This window comes from Enorma sp., assembly GCF_982429025.1.
In genome coordinates this window covers 21,200-33,436 of the sequence record NZ_CEWCAA010000020.1, presented here as the reverse complement: position 1 = coordinate 33,436, position 12,237 = coordinate 21,200, and the positions used below count along the sequence as shown (strand labels likewise).

7 protein-coding genes, 3 tRNA genes and 1 pseudogene are annotated in these 12,237 nt (G+C 60.9%); all 11 read left to right on the top strand.

Annotated features, from left to right (window positions below; translation table 11 throughout):
• Positions 1-666 (top strand): annotated as a pseudogene (locus AC1VS5_RS05055) (hypothetical protein); the annotation flags it as partial.
• Positions 667-734: 68 nt separating this feature from the next.
• The gene (locus AC1VS5_RS05050) at positions 735-1,949 is read left to right on the top strand and encodes a zinc ribbon domain-containing protein (RefSeq protein ID WP_481217902.1); all 1,215 of its coding nucleotides are present in this window, start codon (positions 735-737) and stop codon (positions 1,947-1,949) included.
• Positions 1,950-2,255: 306 nt separating this feature from the next.
• Complete coding sequence (locus AC1VS5_RS05045; RefSeq protein ID WP_481217901.1) at positions 2,256-2,552, top strand: hypothetical protein; 297 nt, start codon at positions 2,256-2,258, stop codon at positions 2,550-2,552.
• Positions 2,553-3,367: 815 nt separating this feature from the next.
• Positions 3,368-3,868: a single-stranded DNA-binding protein gene (locus tag AC1VS5_RS05040; protein ID WP_481217900.1), complete on the top strand. Its 501-nt coding sequence runs from the start codon at positions 3,368-3,370 to the stop codon at positions 3,866-3,868.
• Between the two features lie 113 nt (positions 3,869-3,981).
• Complete coding sequence (locus AC1VS5_RS05035; protein WP_481217899.1) at positions 3,982-5,103, top strand: DNA-processing protein DprA; 1,122 nt, start codon at positions 3,982-3,984, stop codon at positions 5,101-5,103.
• A 172-nt stretch (positions 5,104-5,275) separates the two neighbouring features.
• Complete coding sequence (locus AC1VS5_RS05030) at positions 5,276-6,922, top strand: HAD family hydrolase (protein ID WP_481217898.1); 1,647 nt, start codon at positions 5,276-5,278, stop codon at positions 6,920-6,922.
• Positions 6,923-7,021: 99 nt separating this feature from the next.
• Entirely contained in the window at positions 7,022-10,114 is a 3,093-nt protein-coding gene (locus AC1VS5_RS05025; protein ID WP_481217897.1) for an AAA domain-containing protein, read from the top strand.
• A gap of 345 nt (positions 10,115-10,459) precedes the next feature.
• Positions 10,460-10,544, top strand: a tRNA-Tyr gene (locus tag AC1VS5_RS05020).
• 10 nt (positions 10,545-10,554) lie between these two features.
• A tRNA-Thr gene (locus tag AC1VS5_RS05015) sits at positions 10,555-10,630 on the top strand.
• A 4-nt stretch (positions 10,631-10,634) separates the two neighbouring features.
• Positions 10,635-10,711 (top strand) — tRNA-Met (locus tag AC1VS5_RS05010).
• 91 nt (positions 10,712-10,802) lie between these two features.
• Positions 10,803-11,993: an elongation factor Tu gene (gene tuf / locus AC1VS5_RS05005; protein ID WP_019127808.1), complete on the top strand. Its 1,191-nt coding sequence runs from the start codon at positions 10,803-10,805 to the stop codon at positions 11,991-11,993.
• Positions 11,994-12,237: the final 244 nt, after the last annotated feature.

Here is a 12,237-nt window from a genome sequence, read left to right as displayed (position 1 = left end):
GTGGCAGAGGAGCCGGTTGAGCAGCACTACTTTGAGTGCGACTACTTCTACCTGGACGTGCCGGACGATTGGGTGCGCGACGACTCCGGTAACGAGCCGGACGACGGCACCATGATCTGGGGTGTCAGCCAGGAGGACTTCGGCTACCACTTCTTCTGCATCCGCCGCGTGGGCACCGAGCCCGATGGCTACCCGGTGAACGAGTCCGGCGGCCTGGACGTGTTCGTGGGCAATCCGATGGGCGGTGCCGAGTACTACGGCACGGCCACGGGCGGCATGGACATCTACACCCTCGAGGTGAGCGCGGACTTCCTTGCCGAGGACCGCGCAACGCTCACGCTGAAGACCGACGACGCCGAGACCGCGCCCCAGCACGACTACGAGTGCGAGTACTTCTATGTAGACGTGTCCGATGCTTGGCGCGGCACCTTCCAGGTGGAGGAATCCGCGTCGAGCGACGGCACGCTCGTCGTAGGCTTTTCCGTGCAGCTGCCCGGCGGCGTGCTGCCCACCACGTGGGTGAGGGTCGGCGAGAGCGAGGGCACGCCTGCCGACGAGGTCCTGGGCACCACGTCCGACGGCAAGGAGGTCACGATGGAGCACGGTGCCTCGCCCTTTATCCAGCCCATCACTGAGAACGGTGGCGCCACGATCACCTTGAAGTAACAAGCGACGGGGCCGCTCCGGTGGTCCCGGCTCAACGCTGTATGTGTTTCCGACTGAAGGAGGAAGTCATGTTTTGTCCCAAGTGCGGCAAGAAGGTTCCGGAGGGCTCTGCCTTCTGTCCGTCCTGCGGAGCGAAGCTCGCCGTTTCCACGAAGGCCGATGCCGGGCAGGAGACGAAGGAGGCTCCCAAAGCCGCTGCTGCCCCGAAGGCCGATGACGCGGTGAAGAAGGATGGCGAAAAGACCGCTGGCACCGCCGCCGGTTCCGCTCCCGGCGCGAAGGCCGGCTCCACCGCCAAGTCGCTCGGCACCGTTGCCGGCGCCTCCAAGAAGGGCTCGCGCAACAAGATCATCGCCATCGCCGCTGCGGCGGTAGTCGTGCTGGTGCTTGCATTCGGCGTGATCGGTCCCATGCTGAACCCGGCCCCCGAAGGCGGCACGGGCGATCAGTACCAGGCCGGTGTCAACGCCCCCGATCCGGATAGCAACGATTCCTCCGACGAGGATTCCTCGCGCGATCCCGGCGGCGAGCGTTACCAGCAGTTCACGGTGAGCGACCTTGAAATCGAGACCGATGCTGCAGATGGCCCAAAGGTGACGTGCACGATCACCAACAACTCCGAGCAGATTGCTCAGGATGTTGGGATCAGCGCCACGGGCACGTATATTACGACCAACAACTATGGTGACGAAGTCGAGAACGAGGGTTCTCTGGACCTGATCTGCACCGAGGCGGGCAGCAACACCATTCCGTACCTCTTCCCCGGCGAGAACGAGATCGAGCTGATTCCGTCGGATCTGGACAACATCGTTGCCTCGTATAGCAATGGCTACACGGGTGAGACCCAGAATTATCGCTTGCAGGACCTCACAGATGTCGTGGTGACGGTCTCGGGAGGCAGGGTGCTCGATCCCAGCCAGTACGCCGTGCTCGACGAGGACGAGTACACTGCCGAGCTCCAGATGGCACTCGATGGCAACTATCCCGTCCTGAACCTCACGCTCACCAACAACACGGATTATCGTTGGGCAAACGCAACCGTGTACGTGGTCGCGATCGATGCCAACGGCCAGCGCGCGCACTTCACGAGCGGCGATAGCAACAGCGCTGCGTTTAGCGTTGGTCCGTTGAGCGAGCAGTACTTCAAGGTTGGTGAGACCAAGGAGATGCAGACGGACTACAGCTCTGACCTCAACGTCGACCACTTCGAGATTTCCCGCGTGGTGGTTCAGAAGGAGCTGGTCGACACGGGTTCCGACAGCTCTTCCTCGTCCGAGGACTAGCTTTCCCAAACGAGCGGCGCCGTACCATCCGGTCACGGCGCCGCTCGTTTCTTTGAGGGCAGATTATCTGTCGCAGGCCGTTGCCGATTGTCGCCGGCCGCTGTAGGCCGTCTCGGCGATCCCGCAGGCGTTGAAAAGGGCTTGAGCCGGGCGTCGAGAAAACCGGCCCTTCCAATGCTTCACCTATACATAGGAAAACTAAGAGAGAAGAAAACCGGGGCGCTTCGTCGGCAACCGACGGGGCGCCTCTGCATTACACAGAGCAGCCGATAGGCAGGGAGTATCGCCAAGAGAAAGGGAGCTTCGATGGGAAGTCCAAATGTTGTCCTTGCGCTCACCACGATTGCGGGAACCGCATGGGCGGCGAAGCGCATTCCGCGCTTGCGACCGGTGCACGGCATGAGCCCGCTGATGCGTCTGCTCGTCTTTTTGGTGGATGGCGCACGCTTGCTCACCTTCGGTGCCGTGTGCTGCGCAGGAATATCCGCGGCTGAAAGCAACATGTTGGCCGCATCCATGTATCTGCAGGCGGCGGTAGTGTTCGCCACGGTGTACGTTGCCGTGGACTGGGCGGGCCAGCTCGCGATGGCGCGGCGTTTCTGAGACAGTTGTGCCAGGTCAAACTGTCTCAGAGACAGTTGTGCCGGGTCAATCTGTCTCAAAGAGCAGGTTATGGGCGTTTGGCTGCGATCGCTTGAAAATAATCTTGAATAGTTCTTGACCCCGCATGAGCGCCGTGGCTTAATGATGGTGCTCGAAAAGAGCAAGAAGGACTCCAAGCACATCAAGTTCAGGTTTCAGCGTGTAAGAGGTAAAGGAGAGCGTTATGAGCAACACGAAAATCATCTTGTAACAACGAAATAGCGTTTGATCGGCTACCGACCGCCGGGTTTGTTGTCTCGCTTTTGGGCCCCGGACCTGGGCGATCGCGCGGCACCTGTGTGCTTCTGTACGGATAAGCTCGGGAGCCGTCGGAACTGAGACAGTTGTGCCAGGTCAATCTGTCTCAGAGACAGTTGTGCCGGGTCAATCTGTCTCATTTCTGTGCGAAACACCGCCGGCCACGTAGCTTGAAAACCGAAGAGCGGATATGCTCACCCTCCTTCTGGCGAGCCGCCCAAGAGCGTGCGATGACCCTGAAACAGCGAGCCCAGCGGGGCGATGACCTGGGAAGGCGGCGAGGCATGATGATCCCGCAGGGTCGGCAGCGAAGCCCCATATGAGAAGGGAGGAAAACGCTACGCAGCACCTTCCAGCACCGGCCCTTTACCACGAAGATACAAAACGTGCCAACAGCGAAAGGACAAAGCCTGCACAACACAATCCAGCGCCCAAGCATGTAGTGCTTGAAAGCGCACACAGCCACCAGCACAAAAGACGTGGGCGGTAAAGCCCCAGCACAACAGAGAGGAAACATTATGGCTATCAATCGCGTTACCCTTACTGGCAACCTTACCCGCGACCCGGAGATGCGCGCAACGTCAAACGGCACGCAGATCATGAGCTTCACCATTGCCGTGAACGATCGGCGCCGCAACCAGCAGACGGGCGTTTGGGAGGAATATCCCAACTTCGTTGGCTGCGTCATGTTCGGCCGTCGTGCCGAGGCGCTTGGGCGCTACCTCGCCAAGGGCCGCAAGGTTGCCGTGGAGGGCAGCCTGCGCTACAGCACCTGGACCAGCGACGGTGCGAAGCGCAGCAAGCTCGAAGTCGTGATCGACGACCTTGAGCTCATGTCCTCTTCGCGATCAGAAGGCCAGGCGGCGCGCCAGCCTTCGACACATGGCACATCGAGCTTCGGCAAAGCTCCCGCAGAAGGCGAGGCGTATACCGACATCCCTTTTGATTCGGCGGATAGCTCTGAGAGCTATCCGTATGACGAGCCGGATTCGAACGAGCTCTGCGACGTCGATTACTGAACACCGCCCCACGCGTAAGCGCTGCCGCCCTGTGCCGCTGTCAAATCGGTAAGATAGACCTAGCCGAAAGACGGCGGTTACGGGGCGCAGTAGCGAGCAAGAAAGGACCGCACATGCTCGATTCACATGACCCAGACGTACTGTGTGCAGATCGCATGCTCTCCATCTTCATTCTCACGCTCAAGGAGCTGCCCGGCGTAGGCCCCAAGACGATTCTGCGCGTGCTGGTTAACGGCAGGGAAGCCATCATGGGAGCGTCGCTCTTGGACGAGGATTTCGCTCGAACCTTGGGCGACAAGGCGCTTATGCGGGCGCTCGATCGGCCCGGTGTATCGTGGAACGAATGCGAGGAGCGCGCAGGAGAGATCATGGATCGCGCCGAGCGCCACGGCCTCTCCGTGCTCAATCCCTTTATGAGCACGTATCCTCGCCGCATGCTTTTCAACCAGAGTTTTCCGCCGCTGCTTTTCGCCCGAGGCGAAGTTGCCAGCCTGAACGCTCCTGCCGCTGTGGCAATGATCGGCACCCGCAACCCCACAAACGTCGCGGTGCGCATGGGCCGTCGTCTCGCGGAGATTCTGGCAGGCGAGGGGTACGTGGTGGTAAGCGGCCTGGCCCTGGGGTGCGACACGCTCGGCCATCAAGGCGCGCTTGATGCCGGGGGCCGAACGGTCGCCGTGCTCTCGACGCCGGTGGACGGGGCGGTGTATCCCAAGCGAAACCAAGAGCTTGCGGAGCGTATCGTAGAGACCGGCGGCGCGCTCGTTTCGGAGTATGCGCCGGGCGTTCCCATTCCGCAGAGGCAGTTTGCGAGCAATTTGGTTGCTCGAGACGAGTGGCAGCCCGCGCTTGCGGATGGCGTCATAGCGTTTGAGACGAGCACCGAGGGCGGCACAAACCACGCGTTGCGTCACGCGCTGAAAACCAAGACGCCGGTCGCAGTGTTCGATTACAGCACTCGGCACGACGTTGACTTCTATGGCGACCCGCGGTTCGGCGGCAATGTGGCCTACTTGGAATCGGGCAACGCGTCTCCCCTCTACGGCCCCGATACCATCGAGGCGTTCAAGATGCGCATGGAGCAGTATCGTCAGACGGCCCGCAACATTCATTGGAGCGAGGCATCGTCGAACGCGGATTCCAGCTCCGGTACGGGTTCTGCCACGCCCGCCCATGCGTCGCTCGAGCACGTGGTCGTAGACCAAGACGGCCAGATGCGATTCGATTTTTCGTAGCGAGCCAATGCTGCATGCATCAGCGCCTTTTGGAGCAAGGGGATCGAATACAGGTCATTTAGCGTGGAAAACGATGTTGAACAACAAGGTTATCGGCGTCGTCGAGTGCAAGTTGTAGAGCCCGGCAGGGACAGCGTTGAAGATGTGGAAGCACCAACAGAAAGGAAACCCCATGTTTGAGAATCTCGCCACCAAGTACCGTGTCGTTTTCGAAGGCCGCAAGGAGCCGGTGTTCTACGGCGAGCTCTACCCCGCGCGCGGAGAGAAGAGCGAGGAGCAGTGGGATCTGTTCCATTACGCTCGCGGGATGAAGCGCGAGAAGGACTTCGATGAGAGGTGCTTCAAAGAGTATTCGAATAGCTATTGGGCCGACCTGCGAAAGCTGGTCCAGGCTGTCATTGAGGCGGCGCCACGGGGCAAGCGCATCGGGCTCGTCGCCATTCCGTCAAGCACCAAAGGCAAGGTTAACGTCGTTACCAGCGTTGCGCGATTGGTGCTGGGCGGCGGCGCGCTCGCGTGCGACGATTTGACGCCTCATTTTGTGCGCACGGAAAGCAAGGAAAAGGCCCACGACGGCGGCACGCGATCCGTTGCGGAAAGCGTGGACACCCTTGCCTTCGAGCCTCCTTCCACTGCTCAGGCCTACGATGTCATCATCGTGGTCGACGACATTCTTACCACGGGAAACTCCTTCATCGCGGCCGATACGGTGCTGCGCGATGCGGGTTTCACAGGAACGATCGTCAACTTTGCGTTTGCGCGCACCACGTCTGCAGACGCCGAAGAGGTGTTCGAGCGCGGGGCAAGCACCGCGTTCGCCGCCCATAGCAATGCCCCTATCGATGCCCTCGTGCTCGATCTTGATCAGACCCTGCTCGATGATCCGGTGCTCGACGAGGAGTACGAGCGAGATCCGTATGCCTACATCCATAACCATGGCGGTGGCAGCATTCCCTACTCAGGGTATCCTGGAATCTCGTTCATCCAGCGCCTCGGTATTCCCAATGCTATTGTGAGCAACAGCAGGGCAGGGAGGCTCCGTGCCATTACCACGACATGGAAGCTCGGCTCGGCCCTCATAGGCAGGGAGTATGAAAGGGACGAGCTTGGACGGGGTGAGCTTCCCGAGAACGTTTTTAACGCGCCGCGCGTCGAGCGCCATGACTTCTCCTATTCTCTGAGCAAGCCGTGTCCCGACGGCGTGCAGCAGGCGGTGCGTCACCTTATCCCTGATGAAGCGAAGCGCGCCACCGCCCGCATCGTCGGCTTGGGCAATACGCTCGAGGACATGCTCGCGTATCGTGCGGCGGGCGTGGAGCCCGTGCTCGCTCTGTGGGGCGTGCCGGAGTGGCTGCAGCCCTTCGCGAAGCAAGCTTGGGGAGCGACGCATGCGTTCGAAGACGTGCAGGCGTTTTGCGACTGGTGCAAGAACCCGGTAGAACCCAAGGAGGATGCTTCGGACGAAACGCTCCGTTCGGACGAAACGCCCCTTTCCGACGAAGAGGCCAAGGCGCTCCCGTCTATCTCTAGCCTTCTCAACGGCTGGAAAGCTGCGGGAGATGCGGATGGCAAGGCGCTCGAGGTGGCCAAAATGAACGCCAACAAGGCAAACGTCATCCTCGAACGCGGCGGGTACCTTACGCCATCCGTTGACGGAAGCCGGCGCGTGACGGAGAAGGGCCGCGAGCTCGGTATCATGGAGCATATGGAGGAGCCGCGCAGGCCGAAGCCGGGACAGGGCCTGGTTCCCGTCATCCGCTATACCGAGCGGGCCGAGGGCCCGGTCAAGCGCCTCATTCTCGAGAGCTTGCGCAGCTAGCGCGCGCCGTAGGATGAGCCGCCTGTGAGGATGGGCGCGGGCGGCTCGTTCGATTACAGGATGGCCTGGCAGGCTGGGCCATTGGGGAGGAGATACGCCATGGAAGACCACAGCGCGCCCCAGCAGCTCGATGCCGAAGAGCTGGTCAAGCGCTATGAAGTGTACGCCGAGATCATGGGCCGTCAGCGCGATCGTAAAGACAAGAACGATTCTGATGAGCACCCTGTCTACAAGCAGGCAGCGTTCTCGCTGCTGTGGTTTTACCGCAACCTTGCGCAGCCGGGCTCGCTGAATCTGCTTTCCCAGGCGTTTTTGGGCGACGAGGGGGCGCAGCTCCAGCTCTCGTTTGGCGAGGCGCCCGAAGCATCGTTTTCAGACGCGCTCCTCGAGGGCAAGTATCCGCTCAATGCGAGCCAGCGCCGCGCCATTGCCCGTGCGCTCAAAAGCGATATCTCACTCATCCAGGGCCCTCCAGGCACCGGTAAGACCGAGGTCATCCTGAACTTGGCCTCATGCATCATTGGCTGGGGCAAAAACGTCGCCGTGGTGGCGAACAACGGTAAGGCCATCGATAACATCACGGAAAAGATCGCCGGCTGGCGAAAGTATCCCGATCAGGCCGGCCCTAACCAGCGGCGTCTTGTCGAATCCTATGCGCGCTTGGGCGGAAAGGACGCGCGCAAGGAATGGGTTGCCGGTCATCAGGACGCTCCGGATGCTATCCGTTTTCGCACGGGCGTAAAGAAATACGATGGCGCCGTGCTGCCGAACAAGGTGTTCGCCCGCTATGGGGGCGGTGGCTGGGAACCGCATGTGCACGCAGCGGACTTCCTGAAGCGCTACCCCTTCATCACAAGCACGATCCATTCGTTCAAAAAGTGCTTTACGGATGGCGACACATTCCAGTTCGACTACGTGGTCATGGACGAGGCGTCGCAGTGCAACCCGCTTCTGGGTTTGGTTGCTATGAGCAGCGCCAGGCATCTCGTTCTCGTGGGCGACGTTGAGCAGCTGCCGCCCATCTATTCCTCTGATTCCAATCGTGCAATTGCGCGCGAAATTCGGGCACGCGGCCTCACCATGGTCGATGACCAGCGATTCTCGCTGCGCGACGACGAGCGAGACAACGGCATGAGCATTCTCGTATCTGCTCAACGGGCGCTCTCCAAGCAGCCCGTGCCGCACACCTTCCTCGATGAGCACTATCGCTGCCATCCGGGCATCATCGGCTTCTGCAACGAGTTCGTATACAAGCCAGATGGCAATGAGCTTCAGGTCAAGACCATCGATTACGACAAGAGCGTCGAGATGCCCATTCGCGTTCGCTGGTTCGAAGGCAACTACTGCGAGCGCTACATCCCTCAAAAGGTCGTGGACGGCAAGCTTGTGGATGCATGGGATATCGAAGGCATTGCGGGCGGAGGCGGCGGAGATCAGGGTGAGCCCCCGCGGAGCGGAAAGGGTACCGGGGAACCGCAACGTGCTGCGCGCGACGCTGAAAACGATGCCCAGAACGAGGAAGGGCGGCGCCGTGAGCGCGAGCAGACCGAGGAGGATACGCGCAAGCTCAGTCGCTGCAACAGCCGCCAGATCGAGATTTTCATGCATGAGGAGTGGCCGCAGCTCTGTGAGCGCCTTGCGCATGAGGAAGGGCTCAGCGCCTGTGTGCTCTCGCCGTATCGTGGCGTGCTCGAGGCGCTTCAAAACCGGCTGAGGCTCGACGGGAGCATCTCCGACGACGCGATGGGCATGGAGGGCTCTGGTGGCGCTGATCCCACCGTGCCGCACATCCCTACCTTCACCATTCATAAGTCGCAGGGTCAGGAATTCGATATCGTCTACCTCCTGCCGGGCGAGGACGGCTCGTGGGAATGGCCGTGGACCGAGGCCAAGGCGCTCATCAACGTGGCGGTGTCGCGCGCCAAGTGCGAACTCGTCATCATCACCTCGACCGCGCTTATGAGCGAGGAGACCCAAGCGGCTCTCGTGGGTGAGCGCAGGGTGGTTGGCCCGGCCGAAAACATGAAAGACGAGCTTTCTGACGAGGAGCGCGCCAAGCGGAATGAGCGCGAGAGGTTCTTGCAGAAGCTCGTCGATTACGCGCGCGACCACAACGATCCCACCCGCACGCCCGGGTGCGTCGAGGGCTTCCCGGCGAGCGACTATGCCTTCGGGTTCCATCGCTCGCGCATGCGTTCGGTGTTCGACAGCGTGCCGCTGCTGCGCAAAGAGTCGTTTTCCAAGGCGTCGTCGCCCGAGATTGCCGTGGAAAACGCCCTGCGCTCCGCTCGTCTTGATGAGCGCGGCCTCGAGGTGGGCATCAACGTACCTTTGTCGTCCTTCATCTCTTCGTGCGCCCTGCGCGAGCGGTGGGAGGCGCTGCCGGAAGCTGCTCGTCCGGAGATCGGCATCGAGGAGTTGGAGAAATTCCTCGATGGGGAATCCCATTTCGATTTCACCATCTGCGATCGCGAGACCAGGCGCCTGCTGCTGGCGATCGAAGTCGACGGCAGCATGCATCGAGGCCCTCAGGGCAGAGTAACCGAGAGCACCATGGGCAGCGCGTTGAAAGATGTTGCCCAGCAGCGGCGTCGCGACCGAGCCAAAGATGCTTTAGCGCAGGTGATGGGAGCGCGCACGCTCGCGGACAACAGCCGCTATGCGCTGAACGCGGCGGGTGTCGATGCTCCGACGTTTATGCTGCTGCGCCTACCCACCAGCGGTGTAACGGCCTGTGAGTTCGAGGAATTCAAGGTTGGCGACGAGACGAGGTTCGTGACCGTCGAAGAGCTCCTGGACGATCAATTGGAGCGCGGCTCTCAGGTGGAGCCCGGGCACGTTCTCACTGCTCCGGCAGGGGAGGGGGAACGCCCCTTCACTCGCAAGAGGCTCGCCTCGATCTCCGCGTTGATCCGGCGATGGAAAGAAGAGGGCGGGCCCGACGTCGAACTGTTCTCGCACCTCAGCTCCGCCAAGGCAAATCTCCTGCTTGCGGAGGCGGGCTACCTCGAAGGCGAGCCAAAGGACTGGCACGTCACCGAGTTGGGCGAGCGTGCAGGCATCGAGGAGACGCGCGAGTGGTTCGACAATGCCAAGAAGGGCGCGAGCATGCAGACCATGATTCGCTATGCCGATGAGGCAGAGAAGGTCGTCAAGCGGGTGCTCGCAGAGGCCCTGCGTGGTGGGCAATAGGCGTTGCGTCGAGCGTAGTGAGACAGTTGTGCCGGGTGAAACTGTCTCAGGTGAGACATGAGACAGTTGTGCCGGGTGAAACTGTCTCAGGTGGGGACGGTTGTAAGCTACGGCCCGTGCGATGGGCTTATCACGTGAGGAGCAACGGGCAATCCACAGGACATCCACGACTGGAGCCCCTGAATCAGCTCACAAAACAGCAGGTCAGCGTCTATAGATACGCCCGGCTGCGTGTATTTAAGCAATTTGGTTGACAGCTCAGCGCACATCGTCGTACTATTCATCTGCTCGCAGGGGCGGTAGTTCCGTTATGGACGTATCCAATCCGGCGAGGCTTGCTTCTCTGGGAGTGTGCCCGAGTGGTTAATGGGGACGGGCTGTAAACCCGTTGGCTCTGCCTACCAAGGTTCGAATCCTTGCGCTCCCACCAGCAAGCAAGCGCCTGTGTAGCTCAGTCGGTAGAGCACCTCGTTGGTAACGAGGAGGTCACCGGTTCAAGTCCGGTCGCAGGCTCCAGTACGGCGGTGTAGCTCAGCTGGTTAGAGCACACGGTTCATACCCGTGGCGTCACTGGTTCGAATCCAGTCACCGCTACCAGGTAACACGGTGGCTTTCCTATGTACGTGGGGGAGCCACTTAGTTCAAAGAGGCATGTCCCGGCGGGGACGACCTTAAGGAGGAGGGCTTTATGGCCAAGGAAAAGTTCGAGCGTACAAAGCCGCATGTTAACATCGGCACCATCGGCCACGTCGACCACGGCAAGACCACGTTGACGGCCGCCATCACCAAGGTTCTCTCCGAGACCGAGGGCTGCAAGGCTGACTTCACCGCCTTCGAGAACATCGACAAGGCTCCCGAGGAGCGCGAGCGCGGCATTACCATTTCCGTCGCCCACGTCGAGTATGAGACCCAGAACCGTCACTATGCTCACGTCGACTGCCCCGGCCACGCCGACTACATCAAGAACATGATCTCCGGTGCTGCCCAGATGGACGGCGCTATCCTGGTCATCGCCGCCACCGACGGCCCCATGGCCCAGACCCGCGAGCACATCCTGCTCGCCCGTCAGGTCGGCGTGCCCTACATCGTCGTGTTCCTGAACAAGTGCGACATGGTTGACGACGAGGAGCTTATCGACCTCGTTGAGATGGAGACCCGTGAGCTCCTCTCCGAGTACGATTTCCCCGGCGACGACATCCCCGTCATCCGTGGTTCTGCTCTCGGCGCCCTCAACGGCGAGGAGAAGTGGATGGATTCCGTCCGCGAGCTCATGGCTGCCGTTGACGAGTACATCCCGACCCCCGAGCGCGACGACGCCAAGCCGTTCCTCATGGCCGTCGAGGACACCATGACCATTTCCGGCCGTGGTACCGTTGCTACCGGCCGTGTCGAGCGCGGCGTGCTCAAGCTCAACGAGCCCGTCGAGATCGTCGGCATCAAGGAGACCCAGTCCTCCGTTGCCACCGGCATCGAGATGTTCCGTAAGACCATGGACTTCTGCGAGGCTGGCGATAACGTCGGTATCCTCCTGCGCGGCATCAAGCGCGAGGACATCGAGCGCGGCCAGGTTCTCTGCAAGCCCGGTTCGGTGCACCCGCACACCAAGTTCACCGGCGAGGTCTACGTCCTTACCAAGGAGGAGGGCGGCCGTCACACCCCGTTCTTCGATGGCTATCGTCCGCAGTTCTACTTCCGTACCACTGACGTGACCGGTACCGTCAAGCTCCCCGAGGGCACTGAGATGGCCATGCCTGGTGACCACATCACCATCGAGGGCGACCTCATTCACCCGATCGCCATGGAGGAGGGCCTCCGCTTCGCTATCCGCGAGGGTGGCCACACCGTTGGCTCCGGCGTCGTGAGCACCATCATCGAGTAACTTAGGCTTTTCCTGAGTAATCTCGGTTTCGCCGACTTCAAGGGACCCGGCTCCATCTCGGGGCTGGGTCCTTTTCTGTGGGGCCGTGTCACGGGCCGTCTGCAGGTATGTTGAGCTGAGCATATGCGGGCTCAGGCGCACATACCGTCGAAAGATGTGGAACGTATCTGCAGATAAACCGCGACATGGAACATCACATTGACAACGTCGCAGGTAAGATGCTAGTCTTTTCCATCGTGCCCGT

Coding starts and splice junctions, on each gene's coding strand:
- AC1VS5_RS05050 (WP_481217902.1), top strand. CDS start 735: ATGTTTTGTCCCAAGTGCGGCAAGAAGGTTCCGGAGGGCTCTGCCTTC.
- AC1VS5_RS05045 (WP_481217901.1), top strand. CDS start 2,256: ATGGGAAGTCCAAATGTTGTCCTTGCGCTCACCACGATTGCGGGAACC.
- AC1VS5_RS05040 (WP_481217900.1), top strand. CDS start 3,368: ATGGCTATCAATCGCGTTACCCTTACTGGCAACCTTACCCGCGACCCG.
- AC1VS5_RS05035 (WP_481217899.1), top strand. CDS start 3,982: ATGCTCGATTCACATGACCCAGACGTACTGTGTGCAGATCGCATGCTC.
- AC1VS5_RS05030 (WP_481217898.1), top strand. CDS start 5,276: ATGTTTGAGAATCTCGCCACCAAGTACCGTGTCGTTTTCGAAGGCCGC.
- AC1VS5_RS05025 (WP_481217897.1), top strand. CDS start 7,022: ATGGAAGACCACAGCGCGCCCCAGCAGCTCGATGCCGAAGAGCTGGTC.
- tuf (WP_019127808.1), top strand. CDS start 10,803: ATGGCCAAGGAAAAGTTCGAGCGTACAAAGCCGCATGTTAACATCGGC.